18 protein-coding genes and 2 pseudogenes are annotated in these 17,517 nt (G+C 67.3%); 14 read left to right on the top strand and 6 right to left on the bottom strand.

The features are described from left to right. Window positions 1-71 precede the first annotated feature (71 nt). The 5 genes and pseudogenes from V9G04_10770 to V9G04_10790 all read left to right on the top strand — a co-directional run bounded on the left by V9G04_10770 (window position 72) and on the right by V9G04_10790 (window position 3,084). Entirely contained in the window at window positions 72-404 is a 333-nt protein-coding gene (locus V9G04_10770; GenBank protein ID MEI2713743.1) for a hypothetical protein, read from the top strand. Window positions 405-571: 167 nt separating this feature from the next. Then, the gene (gene rsgA, locus V9G04_10775; protein ID MEI2713744.1) at window positions 572-1,381 is read left to right on the top strand and encodes a ribosome small subunit-dependent GTPase A; all 810 of its coding nucleotides are present in this window, start codon (window positions 572-574) and stop codon (window positions 1,379-1,381) included. Between the two features lie 65 nt (window positions 1,382-1,446). Continuing rightward, window positions 1,447-2,336, top strand: a pseudogene (locus V9G04_10780) (inositol monophosphatase family protein). 95 nt (window positions 2,337-2,431) lie between these two features. Then, window positions 2,432-2,860, top strand: a complete 429-nt coding sequence (locus V9G04_10785; protein MEI2713745.1) for a CBS domain-containing protein — start codon at window positions 2,432-2,434, stop codon at window positions 2,858-2,860. Further along, complete coding sequence (locus tag V9G04_10790; protein ID MEI2713746.1) at window positions 2,860-3,084, top strand: RNA-binding S4 domain-containing protein; 225 nt, start codon at window positions 2,860-2,862, stop codon at window positions 3,082-3,084. The genes V9G04_10785 and V9G04_10790 overlap by 1 nt, the downstream gene beginning before the upstream one ends. Here the strand turns inward: V9G04_10790 and V9G04_10795 are convergent. Together V9G04_10795 and V9G04_10800 are read right to left on the bottom strand one after the other, a co-directional pair. After that, window positions 3,077-3,445: an FKBP-type peptidyl-prolyl cis-trans isomerase gene (locus V9G04_10795; GenBank protein ID MEI2713747.1), complete on the bottom strand. Its 369-nt coding sequence runs from the start codon at window positions 3,443-3,445 to the stop codon at window positions 3,077-3,079. The genes V9G04_10790 and V9G04_10795 overlap by 8 nt on opposite strands. 29 nt (window positions 3,446-3,474) lie before the next feature. After that, window positions 3,475-4,758 (bottom strand): DUF445 domain-containing protein, encoded by a 1,284-nt coding sequence (locus V9G04_10800; GenBank protein ID MEI2713748.1) that lies wholly within the window; start codon window positions 4,756-4,758, stop codon window positions 3,475-3,477. Between the two features lie 46 nt (window positions 4,759-4,804). Here V9G04_10800 and V9G04_10805 point away from each other — a divergent pair, with 46 nt between their 5' ends. The 4 genes from V9G04_10805 to V9G04_10820 all read left to right on the top strand — a co-directional run bounded on the left by V9G04_10805 (window position 4,805) and on the right by V9G04_10820 (window position 9,539). Continuing rightward, window positions 4,805-5,218, top strand: coding sequence for an adenylyltransferase/cytidyltransferase family protein (locus V9G04_10805; protein ID MEI2713749.1), 414 nt, complete (start codon window positions 4,805-4,807; stop codon window positions 5,216-5,218). 21 nt (window positions 5,219-5,239) lie between these two features. After that, on the top strand, window positions 5,240-6,748 hold the full coding sequence (locus V9G04_10810) for an MXAN_6640 family putative metalloprotease (GenBank protein MEI2713750.1): 1,509 nt from the start codon (window positions 5,240-5,242) through the stop codon (window positions 6,746-6,748). 33 nt (window positions 6,749-6,781) lie between these two features. Beyond that, window positions 6,782-8,101 (top strand): MXAN_6640 family putative metalloprotease, encoded by a 1,320-nt coding sequence (locus tag V9G04_10815; GenBank protein MEI2713751.1) that lies wholly within the window; start codon window positions 6,782-6,784, stop codon window positions 8,099-8,101. Window positions 8,102-8,165: 64 nt separating this feature from the next. Next, window positions 8,166-9,539 (top strand): helix-turn-helix domain-containing protein, encoded by a 1,374-nt coding sequence (locus tag V9G04_10820; GenBank protein MEI2713752.1) that lies wholly within the window; start codon window positions 8,166-8,168, stop codon window positions 9,537-9,539. 1 nt (window position 9,540) lies between these two features. Here V9G04_10820 and V9G04_10825 read toward each other — a convergent pair whose 3' ends face one another. Then, window positions 9,541-9,678, bottom strand: a complete 138-nt coding sequence (locus V9G04_10825) for a hypothetical protein (protein ID MEI2713753.1) — start codon at window positions 9,676-9,678, stop codon at window positions 9,541-9,543. Between the two features lie 286 nt (window positions 9,679-9,964). On the opposite strand from V9G04_10825, the gene V9G04_10830 reads away from it, so the two are divergent. The 4 genes and pseudogenes from V9G04_10830 (at window position 9,965) to V9G04_10845 (ending at window position 13,030) form a co-directional block, all read left to right on the top strand. Next, the gene (locus tag V9G04_10830; protein ID MEI2713754.1) at window positions 9,965-10,303 is read left to right on the top strand and encodes a DUF2200 domain-containing protein; all 339 of its coding nucleotides are present in this window, start codon (window positions 9,965-9,967) and stop codon (window positions 10,301-10,303) included. A gap of 74 nt (window positions 10,304-10,377) precedes the next feature. After that, window positions 10,378-11,652, top strand: a pseudogene (locus V9G04_10835) (M3 family metallopeptidase). A gap of 73 nt (window positions 11,653-11,725) precedes the next feature. After that, entirely contained in the window at window positions 11,726-12,253 is a 528-nt protein-coding gene (locus V9G04_10840; GenBank protein ID MEI2713755.1) for a M3 family metallopeptidase, read from the top strand. A gap of 6 nt (window positions 12,254-12,259) precedes the next feature. Then, window positions 12,260-13,030, top strand: coding sequence for a glycosyltransferase family 2 protein (locus V9G04_10845; GenBank protein ID MEI2713756.1), 771 nt, complete (start codon window positions 12,260-12,262; stop codon window positions 13,028-13,030). Between the two features lie 215 nt (window positions 13,031-13,245). Here V9G04_10845 and V9G04_10850 read toward each other — a convergent pair whose 3' ends face one another. Genes V9G04_10850 through V9G04_10860 form a run of 3 tightly spaced genes read right to left on the bottom strand, consistent with a single transcriptional unit; the run spans window position 13,246 to window position 16,341 of the window. Beyond that, on the bottom strand, window positions 13,246-14,001 hold the full coding sequence (locus tag V9G04_10850) for an alpha/beta hydrolase (protein ID MEI2713757.1): 756 nt from the start codon (window positions 13,999-14,001) through the stop codon (window positions 13,246-13,248). A gap of 22 nt (window positions 14,002-14,023) precedes the next feature. Then, window positions 14,024-14,899 carry an SDR family NAD(P)-dependent oxidoreductase gene (locus V9G04_10855; protein ID MEI2713758.1) on the bottom strand — a complete coding sequence of 292 codons (876 nt, stop codon included), beginning with the start codon at window positions 14,897-14,899 and terminating at the stop codon, window positions 14,024-14,026. Further along, window positions 14,899-16,341 (bottom strand): hypothetical protein, encoded by a 1,443-nt coding sequence (locus V9G04_10860; GenBank protein MEI2713759.1) that lies wholly within the window; start codon window positions 16,339-16,341, stop codon window positions 14,899-14,901. The genes V9G04_10855 and V9G04_10860 overlap by 1 nt, the downstream gene beginning before the upstream one ends. Window positions 16,342-16,445: 104 nt before the next feature. Between V9G04_10860 and V9G04_10865 the strand changes: the two genes are divergently transcribed. Continuing rightward, the gene (locus V9G04_10865; GenBank protein ID MEI2713760.1) at window positions 16,446-17,516 is read left to right on the top strand and encodes an NAD-dependent epimerase/dehydratase family protein; all 1,071 of its coding nucleotides are present in this window, start codon (window positions 16,446-16,448) and stop codon (window positions 17,514-17,516) included. Window position 17,517 lies beyond the last annotated feature (1 nt).

A 17,517-nucleotide genomic window follows, 5' to 3' on the forward strand; every position in this document is an offset into this window, starting at 1 on the left:
CTGTGTGCGGGGACCCGAACACCTCCTCGGCGTGGATCTCGACCTCCACGACGTCGGAGAAGCTCACTCCCGTGGTCGCCGCCCTGTGCGCGCTGGCCACCACCCCTTCGCACCTGAGCGGCATCGGCCACATCCGCGGTCACGAGACCGACCGCCTGCTCGCACTGGCGACCGAGTTGGGTGCGCTCGGCGCCGACGTGACCGAGCACGACGACGGTCTCGCCTTCCGGCCTGCTCGTCTGCACGGTGGCCGCTTCGCGACGTACGCCGATCACCGGATGGCGCACGCGGCCGTGGTGATCGGAGCCGGCGTCGAGGGCGTGCTCGTGGAGAACGTCGCCACCACCGCCAAGACGTTCCCCGACTTCGCGACCACCTGGTCGGCGCTCGTGGAGGACGTGTGACCGGACGCTATTCCGACCACGATCACGAGCACTACGAGCGTCCGCGTCGCCGCACCAGGCCCCGGACCAAGGAACGCCCGACGTACGACGACGCGGTCGAGGCCTCGGTCATCACCGTCGACCGGGGACGCTTCACCCTCGATGTGGACGGCACGACAGTGATGGCGATGAAATCCCGCCCCCTGGGCCGCAAAGGGGTCGTGGTCGGCGATCGGGTGCGGGTGGTCGGTGACGTCTCCGGGCAGGACGGCTCGTTGGCGCGCATCGTCGAGGTGCGCGAGCGGCACACCGTGTTACGTCGTACCGCCGACGACGACGACCCCGTCGAGCGCATCATCGTGGCCAACGCCGACCAACTCGTCGTCGTCACGGCGCTGGCCGATCCCGAGCCACGACCGCGCCTGATCGACCGCGCCCTCGTCGCGGCGTACGACTCCGGCATGGCTCCCCTGCTGTGTCTGACCAAGGCCGACCTGGCGGACCCCGAGACGCTGCTGAGCACCTACCGCTCCCTGGGAGTGCCCTGGGTGGTGACCCAGCGCGACGGCGACCTGGCCGAGTTGTGCACCCGCCTGGCCGGACGTACGTCCGTGCTGATCGGCCACAGTGGGGTGGGCAAGTCGACGCTGGTCAATGCGCTGGTGCCCGATGCCAATCGCGACGTCGGGCACGTCAACGAAGTGACCGGCCGCGGCCGCCACACCTCGACGTCGGCGCTGATGCTGGCACTGCCCGGAGCAGGCGGGCTTGGATCATCGACACCCCCGGCATCCGCTCGTTTCGGGCTGGCCCACGTCGAGCCCGAGCACCTGATCGAGGCCTTCCCCGACCTCGACGAGATGACCGAGGACTGCCCGCGCGGCTGCACTCACGGCGGGGACGAGCCGGAGTGCGGACTCGACGTGGCCGTGCAGTCGGGAGCAGCCGACGCCGAACGGGTGAAGTCCTTCCGACGGCTGCTTGGCGGCCCGCTATGACGCGTCGGCGTACTGATGGCGACGCATGGATCTACCCTGTCACTATGGCGATCACGGGCACTGGCGTGCCGGACTACACCGACGATCTTCGCTTGGCCCACGTGCTGGCCGACGACGCCGACTCCCTGACCATGAGCCGCGCTTTCAAGCGCGCTCGACCTGCACGTGATGAGCAAGCCCGACCTGACACCGGTCACCGAGGCCGATCGTGGCCGTGGAAGAGAGCCATTCGCCGGACGCTGTCGCGCGTACGCTCTCGTGACGCCGTCGTCGGTGAGGAGCACGGCAGCACCGGACACTCCCAGCGACAGCTGGATCATCGACCCGATCGACGGCACCAAGAACTTCGTCCGCGGAGTTCCCGTCTGGGCCACCTTGATCGCATTGGCGGTCGACGACGAGGTGGTGCTGGGCGTGGTCTCCGCCCCCGCGCTGCATCGGCGCTGGTGGGCCAGCGTCGGGCCAGGGCGCCTGGACCGGCCGTTCGCTGCTGAAGGCAACGCGCTGCGAGGTGTCCGATGTACGCCGCCTGGAGGATGCGTCGCTGTCCTACAGCAGCCTGGGCGGCTGGGATGAGCGGGGTCGACTCGACGACTTCTTGTCCTTGACCCGGCGTTGCTGGCGGACCCGCGCGCTACTGGCGACTTCTGGTCCTACATGCTGGTCGCCGAGGGCGCGGTCGACATCGCCACCGAACCCGAACTCGCACTGCACGACATGGCAGCACTCGACATCATCGTGCGCGAGGCCGGCGGACGCTTCTCCGCCCTCGACGGTGCTGGACGGCCCGTTCGGCGGCAACGCGCTGGCCACCAACGGACACCTGCACGACGCGGCGCTGGCCTTCCTCGGCACCGCCCATGACGACGACGACCCGGACGCCCCGGTTCGTGGCCCCGGTTCGGTGAGCCAACTGCGAGGCAGGCGCGGCGAGGACGAGCACGGCGGTCGCTGACCGGTCTCGCAGGTCGGACAAGTGTCCAGCAGACCCTTCACGCGGACACCGCACCTGGGTACGTTGTGGTCACCGCACAGCGACAGGAGTGGCCCATGCGCATCAACGAGGTCTTGAAGCGGAAAACTCTCGACGGCGTCGTCACGATCAGTCCGGACGCGACCGTACGCGAACTCATCGGGCTCCTGGCCGAGCACAACGTCGGTGCCTTGATCGTCAGCACGGACGGCTCGTCGGTCGACGGCATCGTCAGTGAGCGCGACGTCGTACGCCGCCTTCGCGACGGCGCCGAACTTCTCGACGGCGCAGTGCACTCGATCATGACCAGCGAAGTGCACACCTGCGAACTCGACCATGACCTCGACTCACTGATGTCGCTGATGACCGAGCGCCGCATCCGCCACGTCCCCGTCGTCTCCGACGGCCGACTCACCGGCATCATCAGCATCGGCGACGTTGTGAAGAACCGGATGGCCGAACTCGAGTTCGAGCGCGACCAACTCGACTCCTATATCCAGTCCTGATGCAGATCCCGGAGGTCTCCGTCTCCGACGGCGCGATCCGGCTCGGGCAGTTCTTGAAGCTGGCCGACCTGGTCGACTCGGGCTCCGACGCCAAGGCCCTCATCGCCAGCGGACGGGTGCGGGTCAACGACGAGGTGGAGACCCGGCGCGGGCGTCAGCTCGCCGCCGGTGATGTCGTACGGGTCGCCGAGCGCGCCGCCCGGGTAGCCGGCAACGTCAGCTGACACCCATCAGGTCACACACGAAGATCAGCGTCTCACCGGGCTTGATCACGCCGCCGGCACCGCGCTCGCCGTAGCCCAGGTGCGGCGGGATGACCAACTGTCGGCGACCGCCGACCTTCATGCCCGTGACGCCGTCGTCCCAGCCCTTGATGACCTGGCCGATGCCGAGCCGGAAGGCGAGCGGCGCACCCCGGTTGTAGGAGGCGTCGAACTCCTCGCCGGTGGAGTGGGCCACGCCCACGTAGTGCACGGACACGGTGGAGCCGGGCGTCGCCTCGGCGCCGTCACCCTCCACCAGATCGGTGATCACCAGGTCGGCGGGGGGCTCGAAGTCGGGGAAGTCGATCTCAGGTTTTTCCATATCGACGACCCTAACCCTTGGCCTCGGCGTCAGTGCACCAACACCGTCACCGCGTGGATCAACACACCCACCAGACCACCGACGATAGTGCCGTTGATCCGGATGAACTGCAGATCACGCCCGACATACAGCTCGATCCGGCTGGCGGCCTCCTTGCCGTCCCAGCGCTCGATCGTGTGCGTGATGACCGTCGTGAGTTCCGCGCCGTACCTCTCGATCCCGAAGACGGTGACGTCTGCGACCAGGCCGTCCAGCTTCGCACGCAGGGCCTCGTCGTCGAGCAACCGGTGCGAGAACGCCGAGAGTTCGGTCTGGAGCCGCAGGCGTACGGCGCCCTGCGGGTCCTTCAGCGACGTCAGCATGGCCCGTCGCAGCGCGTTCCACAACGAGACCGCCGACTCCAGCACTGCCGGATGATCGAGCATGCGCTCCTTGAGGCGCTCTGCTCGGGCCTGGGTCTCCTCGTCGAAGAGCAGGTCCTGGGCCAACTGCTCCAGCATGGAGTCGAGAGCCTGCCGGGCGCGGTGGTCGGGATCCTCCAGGATGTCCTCGACCCACTTGATCGCCTCCAGGTAGACCCTGCCGGTCACCGCCTCGTTCAGGCGCGGCGGTGCCCACCACGGCGCACGCTCGGACAGGATCTCGGTGAAGGTCTCCTCGTTGCCGAGCAGCCAGGCGTGCAGTTCGCGCATCGCGAGGTCGACCAACGAGTGATGCACATCGTCCTCGACGAACTCATGCAACATCCCGCCGAGCAAGGGCGCGAGGGGCTCCTCGCGAAAGCGCGGCACCAGTGCGTCTCGGACCAGGTCCTCGACGTGCGAGTCACGCACCTTACCCAGCCCGATCGCGGCAACGTCGGAGGCCTCGTCGACCACCCGGCGTACGTTGGCCGGATCCGACAGCCAGGTCGCCACGCGGTGGGAGATCGTCGCCGCCGCGACCCGATCGCGGATCACCTGTTCTTGCAGGAAGTTCTGCCCGACGAATTCCTCCAGCGACTTGCCGAGCAGGTCCTTCTTCTTGGGCACCAGCGCGGTGTGCGGGATCGGCAACCCGAGTGGGTGCTTGAACAGAGCCGTGACGGCGAACCAGTCGGCGATCGCGCCGACCATCGACGCTTCCGCACCGGCATTGACGAACCCCAGGAAGCCCGACTCCCCCAGCGTCAGCAGGTAGACGACCGCGGCGAAGATCAGCAGCGCGACGGCGACCGTACGCATCTTGCGCAGTCCCGACCGGCGTTCGGCGTCGGCCTCGGGGTCGGGCGTGATCATCGAGATCGCGGGGGCGGGCATGGAAGGAGCAGTCATGATGGCGGAATTCTCCCCCATCCCCTGTGAGTGGAAGAATCCGGCCATGGCCAACCCCTCCAGCACCGCGAAGACGGTCGTCACCTTCGGGACCTTCGACGTCTTCCACGTCGGGCACCTGCGCGTGATCGAGCGCGCCGCCGCGCTCGGCGACCGACTCGTGGTCGGGGTGTCCGCCGATGCTCTCAACCTGCGGAAGAAGGGCCGCGAGCCCGTCTTCAGCGAGCGCGAGCGCCTGGAGATCGTGGCCGCGCTGAAGTGTGTCGACGGAGTCTTCTTGGAGGAGAGCCTGGAGCAGAAGCGGGACTACCTCGTGGAGCACGGCGCCGACATCTTGGTGATGGGCGACGACTGGAAGGGGCGTTTCGACGAGTTCTCCGACATCGTCGAGGTCGTCTACCTTCCTCGCACTCCGGCCATCTCCACGACGGCGTTGATCGAGAAGATCTCCGGTTCCTGAGCAAGGGTCTACCCTGTGCGGGTGTTGCGTAAGAGAACCCTCGCCCTGCTGACTTCGGCTGTGCTGATCACGGGTGGCCTGCTGGCCTCCCCCGTAGCCGCACAGGACAAGTCCCCCGCTGCGGACAAGGGCTCCGCAGTCATCGACCGCGTGCTGGAGTTGGCCTCCGGTGACACGCCCGCCCAAGCCAGCGACATGACCATGGCGCTGGTCGAATTGCGCAAGGCGTTGCCCACGCTCACCGGTGCCGACCGCCGCGAGGCGCAGAGCCTGCTGGCCCGTCCCACCGACGGCCCCAACGATCCCCAGGGGTTCGGCTACACAGTGGCTGAGGCTGCACCCCTGTGCAGCGCCAGCTTGTGCGTGCACTACGTCGCGAGCACCTCCGACGCGCCTCCGGCGGTGGACGCGAATGCCAACGGCGTGCCGGACGGCGTCGAGTTCACCTTGGCCACGATGGACCAGGTGCTGGCGTTCTTCACCCAGCAACTCGGCTTCCGCCCACCCGCCGCGGACGGCATCAAGGGCGGCGACGCTCGTTTCGACATCTATCTGTCGGACGTCGGGTCGCAGAGCCTTTACGGCTTCTGCGCCCCGGAGAACAAGGTCGCCGAGCGCTACCGCGCCGACGGCTACTGCGTGCTGGACAACGACTTCGTCGAGTTCGACGCGCCGCCCGACCAGAGCCTGATCGTCACCGCCGCACACGAGTTCTTCCACGCCATCCAGTTCAACTACGACTTCGCCGAGGACAGTTGGCTGATGGAGGCGACGGCCACCTGGGTCGAGGAGCGCTACGCCACTCACGTCAACGACAGTCGGCAATACCTCCCGGCGAGCCAGATCCGGCTCCCGTCCATCCCGCTGGATCTGTTCAACCGTCAGACCGGCTCGCACTACGGCAACTTCATCTTCTTCGAGTTGCTCTCCCAGCGGTACGGCAACGACATCGTGCGCGACATCTGGAGCCGTGCCGACTCCGACGCCCTGGCCCCGGACCTCTGGTCGGTCCAGGCCATCGACAGGGCACTGCGCGCTCGGCACTCGAGCATGGCCAAGTTCTACCCGCAGTTCGCGGCGGCCAACGTACGCCCGGCCTCCTTCTATGCCGAGGGTGCCGCGTGGCCCAAGGGCAAGGCCAAGAAGTCCACTCTGCGCAAGCGCAAGAAGTTGAGCCGATCCAAGCGGCTTGACCACCTGACCAACGCCAGCTATGAGTTGAAGCCGCGCAAGTCGTTCAAGCGGGGCAAGCTCAAGCTCACGTTCTCCCTGCCCAAGAGGGGCCGCGGCGGCAGCGCCGCGATCACCCTGGTCAAGCGCAACGGCAAGGCGAAGATCAAGGTGATCAGGATTAACAAGCGTGGCCATGGGAAGGCTCGCGTCGCGTTCGGGTCGAAGCGGGTCCGTTCGGTCACCGTCACGCTGGCCAACTCCTCGCTTCGGATGAACTGCTGGCAGCGTACGGACTACGGCTGCCGGGGGATCGCCCGTGATGACAACGGGAAATTCCGCTTCACCGCACGCACCTGATCGATTCCGACCTGCTTTCCTCGGGAGTTCTCCATGCGTCGCAGTCTCGCCGCCGCCGCGGCGGCCCTCGCCCTGTTGGTCTCCGGTCCTCTGGGAGTCGCCCCTGCGGCTCAGGCCAGGCCGACCGATGGTGCGCTGGACCCGTTCTATTACGGCTACTCCGTCCCGGCGGCGAAGAAGTGCTCGAAGAACATCTGCGTGTATTGGGTGCCGACGAGTGCTGACGCGGCAACCGACGCCTTCGCCAGCCACACCCTCGGCGCATGGCAGAAGTCGTGGAACGTGATGGTCGACAAGCTCGGCTTCCGCAAGCCGCTCGCCGACGGCAAACTCGGCGGCAACAAGAAGTTCGACGTCTATCTCAAGGACCTGAGCGCCACGGCCTCCACGTCCGTGTGTCCCCAGGAGAAGGTCAAGAACCGCTGGTTCATCCAGACCTACTGCATGGTCGAGAACGACTTCCTCAACCCGCAGTACAGCGGGGTCGACTCGGGAGCGCTCGCGCAGGTCACCGCCGCCAAGGCACTCTTCACCGCGGTGCAGTACGCGTACGACTCCGAAGAGGACAAGTGGTTCGCCGACGCCACCGGCACCTGGATGGAGGAGAAGATCTTCGGTTCGGCCAACCTGAACCGGCGCTACCTGGCCAACAGCCAGATCATGGAACCGCACGTGCCGCTCGATACCTGGGTCACCGGCACCAACTACCCCTACGCCAACTGGATCTTCCTGGAGTTCTTGACCAAGCGTTATGGCAAGAAGACCGTCCGCGCGGCGTGGCAGCGTGCAGCGGCCGACAACAAGGACGACTTCTCGCTCAAGGCCGTCGACTACGTGCTGCGCAAGCGGGGTGGGTTCGAGAAGGCGTACGCCGAGTTCGCCGCGTGGAACACGCGACCGGCGCGCTTCTACCGTGACGGCGGTTCGTGGCCCCAGCCCGTGGTGGCGGCGACGACGCTGAGCCGCTCGGTCCCTCGCTACGCCGCTCCCACGGTCAGGTTGCACCACCAGACCTCCAACAGCACCGTCTTGACACCTGACGCCTCCCTGGCGAAGAAGAGCTGGAAGCTGAAGGTGCGGGTCAAGGGCCCGAAGCGCAAGAAGATGCCGGCACTCTTCGTCCTCGTCGAGAAGAAGAAGGGCGGTTTCACCAAGGTGTTCGGCAAGTTCAACCGCCGCGGCAAGGCCAAGGTCGTCGTCCCGTTCAGCACCCGCAAGGTACGCAGTGTCACCGTGACCGTCGCCAACGCCTCGATTCGCTACCGCTGCTTCCGAGGCACCAGCAATGCCTGCCAGGGCGTGGCCAAGGACGACAACCAGGCGTTCACCTGGTCGGCCAAGGCCTCCCGATAATCGGTCTGGGAAGTTTTCTCGCGTAGGTTGACCGGATCTGTCAACGATGGGTCACAATGGGCGGATGGACCCCCGCCAGGCGGAGTTATTGCGAGCCGTTCCGACTGACGTGTTGGGCGCGCGGGTGCGTGCCCACCGGGTCGCCAAGGGGCTGACGCAAGGCCAACTAGCAGGAGCCGAGGTCTCGGTCGGCTACATCTCGCGCATCGAGGCCGGACAGCGACGCCCGACCGTCGAGGTGTTGCGCGCCATCACCGAACGCCTGGGGGTGTCGCTGGAGCGAATCCTGACCGGTGTCGAAGCCCATGAGTTGGACGAGATCCAGGTGTTGCTCGATTTCGCCCAGCTCTCCTTGGAGTCAGGAGATGCCTCGACCGGCCGTACGCAGGCTGTCGAATCCCTCGCTCGAGCCGAGAGCAGCGACCAGGCACGCCTGGCGCAGCGCGCTCGGTTCTTGATCGCTCGCGCCACGGAGGCGCACGGTGACGTCGACGAGGCGATCTTGGCCTATGAGTCGCTGATCGACGCGGAGCCGAGTTGGGTGCAGCGGCTGCAGATCGGGATCGCGCTGTGCCGCTCCTACCGCGAGGCCGGGGACCTGAGTCTGGCCATCGAGACCGGCGAGCGACTGCTGAAAGAGGCAGGCGAGGCCGGCCTCGACGGCAGCGACGAACAGGTCCAACTCGCGGTCACGCTCGCGGCGGCGTACTTCGAACGCGGCGACGTCAACCGCGCGGCCCGGGCCTGCGAGAGTGCCGTCCGCTCCGCGGAGCGACTCGACTCCCCCAAGGCACGAGCGGCCGCGTACTGGAACGCCGCCACGATCCAGGCTCGTCGCGGAGCCATGCAGGAGGCAGTTCCGCTTGCTACGCGTGCTCTGGTCTTGATGTCGCAAGGCAATGACATGCGCAACCTTGCCCGGCTGCGTACGCAGTTGGGCCTGATGCATCTCGAACTCGACCCGCCCGATCTTGACCAGGCACGTACGGAGTTGGTGCGCGCCGCACAGGAGTTGTCGTGGTCGAGTGCCAGTCCGGCCGAACGCGGTCGCAATCGGCTGGGTCAGGCACGGGTCCGGTTGCTCAGCGGCGATCCCGCTGACGCGCGCGAGATCGGCGAGGCCGTGCTGGCGACGGCGGACGCCGACACTCCGGCCACGCTGCTCGCCATGGCACACACCCTGATCGGCCAGAGCCGAGCCGCAGAGGGGGACGTCTCCGCGGCGGCGGCAAGTTATCAGTCCGCCTCGATGGCGCTGACCGCTATCGGCTCCGACCGGTCAGCCGCCCAGATCTGGTACGACCTGGCCGAACTTCTCAGCGAGGTGGGCGATCACGACGCAGCCCTGCATGCCTATCGCAGCGCGGGCGCCGCAGTCGGCCTACGCCATGGCGCGTGGACCCGCTCGACTATCGCCGGCCTGCGCGTCGACGGCTGAGTCAGCAGCACCACTCGGTGCCGAGGTTGATCCGCGGCTGCCGCTCCAGGTTGGTGTTGACCGCCGAAACCGGCGAGAGGGTCAGCGCCGCCATGAGGGCGACGACAATCGTGGCGACAGCCTTCGAAATCCTGGACATGGGCGTCCTCTCGGAGCGGGGGGTGCGTGAGTGAAAAGTGGCGAGTCGACCGAGACCACCGACTCCTGGAAGAACTCAACTTATCCTCCCACATTCGTGACAGTCAGGTGTAGAGTTCAGTCAACTTCCTCAGACATATTCTCTCGACTTCACCGGCAGCGCACCCACACCCACCCACAAGTGCTGCCGGTGGGTGCCGGAGGCCCCCCACACCGCCAGCACCGACAGCGCCCCGCCTCCTCGTGAGGCGGGGCGCGCCCCATTCCTGACCGATACGGTGTGGTGTGTGAGTCGCATCTTCGGCACCCCCGTTGCCTCGGTCTATCCGCACTACGTCACCAAGGTCGAGAAGAAAGGACGTACGGTCGGCGAACTCGACGAGGTGATCTGCTGGCTGACCGGATTCGATCAGTCCGAGCTCGCCCACCACCTGGAGGCGGGCACCACTTTCGAGGACTTCTTCACCACCGCCGAACTCAACCCGCGGGCCGATCAGATCACGGGCCTGGTGTGCGGCGTACGCGTCGAGGAGGTCGAGGATCCCTTGATGCGAAAGATCCGCTATCTGGACAAACTGGTCGACGAACTCGCCAAGGGCAAGACGATGGACAAGGTGCTGCGCTGATGACGACTCCACTCACCCTTCCCGGCATGGACCCAGCCGCGGGGCTGGACTTTCTGGCCGGGCGCGAGCACGACATGAGCAGCGTGTCCGCGATCGCCGAGCGCGTGAAGTCGGGAGCAGCCGGCTCCACACTCGAGGTGCTGCAGGCGTGGAACGAAGCCGAGTTGCTGATCCACAACGCGGCCTCAGCGGGAGAACTCTTCGCCGAAACCCACCCCGATGCGGGCGTACGCGAACGCGCCGACGCCGTCTCGCAAGCGGTGCAGAAGTTGACCACCGACCTGTCGCTGGACCGCGATCTGCACGCGGCCTTCGCAGGCCTGGACGACTCCGATCTCGACGATCTCGCGCGGCGTTATCTGGAGCGCATCCTGCGCGACTTCCGGCGCGCCGGCGTCGACCGCGACGACGAAGCGCGCGAACGGCTGCGCGCATTGGCCGAGCTCGAATTGGAGTTGAGTCAAGAGTTCGGACGCAACATCCGTGAGGGCACTCGTACGCTGCGGCTGCGAGCCGAGGAACTCGACGGTCTGCCGGCCGACTGGCTGGACGCGCACCCCCCGGCCGAGGACGGCTTGATCGAGGTCACCACCGACTACCCCGACCTGGTCCCGCTGCTCACCTTCTGCCGGGTGCGCGAGACCCGACGCAAGCTGGCGTTGGAGGCCAACAACATCGCCTGGCCGGCCAACGACGTGGTGCTGCGACGGCTCTTCAACGCGCGCGCGGAACACGCTGCGCTGCTCGACTACGACTCCTGGGCGTCGTACGACACCGAGGTGAAGATGCTGGGCGGTGGTGCCCACGATGGTTCCGCGCGCATCGCCGCCTTCGTCGACGAGATCGCCACCGCGGCGCGTGAACGCGGCCTGGCGGACAAAGCGGTCCTCCTCGAACGCCTCCAGCAGGACTATCCCGACGCGCAGGACGTGCAACCGTACGACCGTGCCTTCTACGAAGAACTCGTGGGCACCGAGCGCTACCACGTCGACGGCCAGGTCGTGCGCCAGTACTTCGACTTCGCACGCGTACGCCAGGGACTCCTCGACGTCACGGGTCGGCTCTTCGGCCTGACCTACGTCCCGGTGCCCGATGCGGCCGTCTGGCACGAGGACGTGGTCGGGCTCGACGTGGAGTTCGAAGGTGCCCGGATCGGGCGGATCTATCTCGACCTGCATCCGCGCGAGGGCAAGTACAAGCACGCGGCCCAGTTCGACCTGGCCCCGGGTGTCGCGGGTCGACAGTTGCCCGAGGGTGTCCTGGTCTGCAACTTCTCCCGTGGCGTGATGGAGCACGGCGAGGTCGTCACGCTCTTCCACGAGTTCGGCCACCTGATCCACCACGTGATGGGCGGGCAGGGCGACTGGGTGCGCTTTGCCGGTGTCGCCACCGAGTGGGATTTCGTCGAAGCTCCCCTCGCAGATGCTGGAGGAGTGGGCCTGGGACGCAGCCGTGCTCGCCACCTTCACCTCCGGCCCCGACGGCGAACCGATCCCGGCCGAGTTGGTGGCCCAGATGCGCGCGGCCGAGGAGTTCGGCAAGGGTTACCACACGTGCCAACAGATGTTCTACGCCTCACTGTCGCGGGAGACGCACGTGCGGACGTACGACGACAGCGACGGCGGCGACGACGATCTGACGACACTGGTCCGCGCGCGGCAGGAGGCGTACGCCGTCTTCCCGTTCGTCGAGGGCACGCACTTCCATTGCTCCTTCGGCCATCTGGACGGCTATTCGTCGGGCTACTACACCTACATGTGGTCGAAGGTGATCTCGAAGGATCTGTTCTCCGCGTTCGACCCCGACGACCTGTTCGCCTCGGCGGTGGCGACGCGCTATCGCGATCGGGTGCTGCGGGCGGGCGGCACGAAGGATGCAGCGGATCTGGTCGCAGACTTCCTCGGCAGGCCGTACGACTCCACGGCGTTCCGGGCCTGGCTGGAGGCCTGACCCGCCATGGCGCACACCATCGTGACGTTGACGCGTGGGGATGCGCACAAGATCGGCGAGTGGATCGAGTATCACTCGCGGCTCGGCTTCGACGACTTCCAGATCATCTTGGACGGACAAGTCGACGACACGCAGAGTGTCTTGAAGTCGTTGGATGTGCCGGCCACGATCGGGATCCACCTGCGAGACGAGATCGGCGAATACGCCGAGGGTCTCACCCCGACCGAACGGCTGGCGCAGACCGCCGCCTGGCGCGCGCGACACCAGGAGGAGTTGGCCGCAGGTCGAATGCGAGGTGTCGACCCGTTGTCGTGGCGACAGCAGATGCACTTCCCGGGGATATTGGCGCCGTACGCGGCCGGTGACCGGGGCAAGGGCTGGCTGTCGCTACTCGATGTCGACGAGTACCTGGTGTTGCGGGGTCCGCGCAACGTGCGCGAGGTGACGAGCGCGGCCGAGGCCCCCCGGATCCGCTTCCGCAGTCTCGACGTCGACACGACCGGTCACGATCCCGGCCGACCGGTGCTCTCGCAGCACAGCCGACGATGGTCGTTCGACGACCTCGTGGCGCTGCCGGATCCGCGTTGGGCACGCAGATTCAAGTCTCTGGTGCGCTACCGGTGCGCGCGGCTGACCAGCACGGTCCACAAGATCAGCCTCGGCCCCAAGGTGATCGCCGACCCCGAGGTGGCCCGCGTACATCACTTCCGGGTGCCGCTCCAGTCCGGCGTCGACGTGCCGTATTCCGTGGACGATCCGATCCGGCTGCCGGACTAGTTCGTGCCGCCCAGGCAAGAAGAACTCCCCTGGGCCATCGGGGTGCGGATTCCAGCTCGTCTCTGCCTGGGTGAACCCGTGGGTGCGTACGGCTTCTACCCACAAGGCATGGGCGCGCTCGACGAGCCCGATCTCGGTCGGCGGGCTCAGCGCCGCCACGTCGCCCTCCTCGACGAAGCGGATCATGAGCCGCTCGGTGCACATCGGCAAGACCATCAGCGACTCCACCAATCCACGACGTGATCGACAACTGCCGCAGGCATGCGAACCCAGGCGATGTGATCAGTGGAGCCACCCAGCGGGGCCTCACTGCGGCGATAGTGCCACCGTTGCGCGTCCTCGGGTTCATAGAGCGCGGCCAGCCCCTCGACCGCTGCAACCGGTGACAGATCGTCGCCTTCGAGGCTGACGAAGAGGGCGGGACCGGCCACGAGGTGCGGTGTCTCGAACGGCGTCTGGCCGCTTATCACCATCCGGGACCATTCGCGCATCAACGTGCGCGCTCCCGGCCCGCCGAACACCGGCTTGGGCACATAGCCCAACGCCGTCGTGGTGACCGGCACGATCACCCCGGCCATCAGCAGCAGCGCCAGACTTCGCATTCCATAATGGCGAAAGTGCGGAACCGAACCGGCGACGGCGATCACACCGTCAGCGGGTGGGTGGGTCAGTTGGTGACCGATGGCGAGTTGAGCACCCAGGCTGTGCCCGAGCAGCAGCACTGTGCGCCCCGGCTCTTCGGCGCGTACACGCGCGATCGCGTCGGCGATGTCAGCGATCTCGTCGGCGTAACTCCAGTCGTGGGCGCGACCGGCCCGATCCCGGTCAGGCTCGAAGCCGCGCCGCCCGAGCGCCTGCGCCGACCAGCCCACCTGCTCGAATGCCTCCACCAACGGTCGGTAATAGCGCGCTCCGACGGCCATGGCCGGTGAGATGAGGACAACCGGCGTCGCACTTGCGTCTGTGGGCACGACGACCATTCTCCTGGCTCGCTCACGAGGAGTCACCTTTGAGCGCCGCGGCGATCTCGTCCAGCGTGTACGGCGGGTGCGCGCCATGGTCACGCCAGGCGATCAACTTCTCTGCGGGTGGGCTGAAACCCCCGAGGTAGCCGCCTGACCCGGAGAAGACCCGGCCGGTCAGGTCCGTGGCCAGATCACTGGCCAGGAAGGCGTACAGGCGCGCGACGTACGCGGCGGGCGCGGGGGCGCTGGCACCGGCGTACGTCAGGTCGTCGAGGATGCCGCGGCGGTGCAGTTCTTCGATGTGATCGGAGTAGTCACTTCCCGTGGACATCCGGGTCTCGGCGCCCGGGCAGACGGCGTTGACCCGGATGCCATGCTCGCGCAACTCGGCGGCCAGGGCGTAGGTGAGGCTGACCACTCCCCCTTTGGCCGCCGGGTAACCGGTGCCGGCGAAAACGCCGGTGAACGCGTGGGAGGCCGTGTTCACGATCGCGCCACGCCCACGCTGCGCCATCTCGGGGGCGAAGGCGCGACAGGTCGCGAAGGTGGAGGTGAGGTGGCTGGCGATCAGGTCGTGCCAGTCCTCGGGCGTGATCGACAAGATCGAGGACCCCGGTGGTTCGACGATGCCGGCGCAATTGATCAGGATGTCGACATCGCCCAGTTCGCCAGCCGTGGCCTGAAGTTGGGCCACGACGTCGGGATCGGCGGCTGATCCGACGACCGCCGCGACCTGGCCTTGGGCGGCCAACTCCTCATGGGCCCGGGCCACCGCCTCGGGGTCGCGCCCGTTGATCACGACGGCGGCGCCCTCGTCCAGGAGTGCGGCAGCCACCGCTCGCCCTATCCCACGAGTCGAGCCGGTGACCACCGCGACCGAGCCGGACAGCCGTAGCGGACTCATCAACGCCGGACCAGGACTAGCGTGGTGCGCGACGTGCCGCCGTCGGCCTTCAACGCCGCGACCACCTTGACCCGTTTGCGCCGGGGCAGCAGCCGGACGCCCCGTGTGGTCACGCGGAGTCTGACCTTGGCCCGCTGCCCGGGCTCGATCGCGTAGGTCGCGGTCTTGGTCAAGACCTTGCGGCCCTTGACGCGGCTCAGTTTCACCGTGCCCGAACAACCTGCCGTCGCGGTGGTCGGACACTGGATCTTGACGACTGCGCGGCGCTTCTTGACCACCGTCGGAGTTCGTCCTTTGACCACCCTTCCCGGAGCCGGGTCCACAGTACCCGGCGGGGGCGGCGGGGGCGGCTGCGTGGCCGAGGTCGCGGCATCGAAGTCGGCCAGTGTCATCGTGCCGATGCGGTTGAGGTCGTTGTCGACGAACCAGATGTTGCCGTCCGGCCCGACGGTGATCGACTCCATCTCGACACCGCCGGGGATGCTGGCCAACCGGTACTGACCGGTCGCGCTGAGGTGGCCGATGCCGGTGCCGAACCCGGTCACGAACCAGACGCCGCCATCGGCAGCCGGAGTCAGGCCGACCGGAACGAGATCTTCGACAGGCATCGGGTAACTCGTGACCTGGCCCTGCGGGGTGAGCGCGCCGATCGCCCCACCGTACGCGCTGGTGAACATCGTGCCGGGAGAGAACTTGGAATACCAGATCCGCCCACCGCTGTGCGTCAGCGCGGAGAATCGCGAGCCACCCGAGGAGGGGACCGGGAAGTTCACGATGTGGCCATCTGGCGAGACCCGCTTGATCACCGCGTAACCGTCGGCGACCCACGCAGATCCGTCCGGAGCGGCCGCCACTTTGCCCTGGAAGTAGCGCAACGGCTCGAGGTAGTCCTCGCTGGTCGGGCGGTCGAAGTGGCCGATCCCCTCACCATCGCCATAGATGGCCCACGTCCCACCAGTTGGATCGGCGGCAATGCCGTCGATGCCGTTGTAGCCCATGTCCTTGACCAGGGAGACGGTGCCGGAGGGGTCCGCGACACCGACCACGCTTTCGAGCGGCAGTCCCTTCTGCACCAGCCACAACTCGTCGGCGCGCGCCGCTGACAGCATGAAGGGACCGTACGGCGCTTCCCCCATGCTGGCCGGGATCGGGAACTCGCTGATGTTGCCCGCAAGGTCCATTCGGCCGAGTTTGTAGGCGTCCTGCTCGGCGAACCACAACGCGCCGTTCCACGACACGATGCCGCCCTGGCCGTACGTCGGGCCCTGGTTCGCCGACGCCAGGCCGACCTCGGACGACGGCAGCGCCCAGGTCGTCACCGACACGGCGGGTGCGGCCGCGGCTCGCACTGCGGGTGGCTGCCCGGCCGCGAGAGGCGCGAGCATGGTGGTCACGAGCCCGGCGAGCCCGGCCGCCAGTCCCGCCCGGATTCCGCGAGTCATCCGAGTCCCCTCCCCTTGGGGTCGTCCGATCGAGATCATCCCACCCTGAAGTGGGTACACGGCACACTAGCGGCGAGCAGCGACACCGTGTCGAGAGGAACCACATGACAGACGTCTCCGGTCGCCCCGTCCTGATCACCGGTGCGACCGGCCTGATCGGGCGACGAGTGACGCAGATCCTGTTGGAGCGCCGAGTCGACACCGTGCTGTGCCTGCGCGACTCGAAGGCCAACAGGCGATTCGCGGCCACCCATCTCGGCGCGCGGGTGCGGTGGGGCGACCTGACCGACCCGGCGTACGTCTCCCAGACCCTGGCCGTGGAACGCCCCCGGGCGATCGTGCACCTCGCCGCTGTAATCCCGCCACAGTGCTTCGAAGATCCGGACCTGGCTCGTCGGGTCAATGTCGAATCGACCCGAACACTCCTTGCCGCAGCGGCCGAGATGGACCCCCCGCCCCGCTTCGTCCACGCGTCGAGCATCGGCGTGCACGGCCCTCGCAACCCGCATCGCGAGCAGGGAGTGCTCACCGTCGACACGCCGATCGCGCCGCGAGACGTCTACGCGGCTCAGAAGGCGATCGCGGAGACGCTCGTACGATCGGCCGCACTTCCCTGGCTGATCCTGCGCGTGGGCGGGGTGGTCGACATCGAGCAGAGCGTCCGGCTCGACCCCGCCGTGATGTATTTCGAGTCGACGATGCCGGGCAACGGTCGAATCCACACCGTCGACGTACGTGACGCAGGCAAGGCGTTCGCCAACGCCGTCGAGGCAGCGGCTGCGCAGCAGATCCTGATGATCGGCGGCGACGAGTCGCACCGGAAACTGCACCACGAGTTCACCGACGAGTTCGCGCGCGCTTTAGGCATGCGCCGCGGACTGCCGGACAAGCCGTCCAGTGACCCTGATGTCGACGACTCCTGGTATGCCACCGACTGGATGGACACCGCCGAGGCTCAGCAGGTGTTGGATTTCCAGGACCACACCTTCGCGGACACACTCGCGGCCGTACGCCACCACGCAGGTCTGCTGGGTCTGGTGATCGCGCCTTTCTCCGGGCTGTCGAAGTTGGTGCTCTCGTGGATGAGTGCCTATCCGCGCAGATATGCGGGAGTCGCGGAGCCCTGGCCGCGGATCGCGGCGCGGTGGCCGGAAGCCCTGGTGGAGAAGGAGTGAG

The organism is Nocardioides sp., from assembly GCA_037045645.1.
In the GTDB taxonomy this organism is placed as follows: domain Bacteria; phylum Actinomycetota; class Actinomycetes; order Propionibacteriales; family Nocardioidaceae; genus Nocardioides.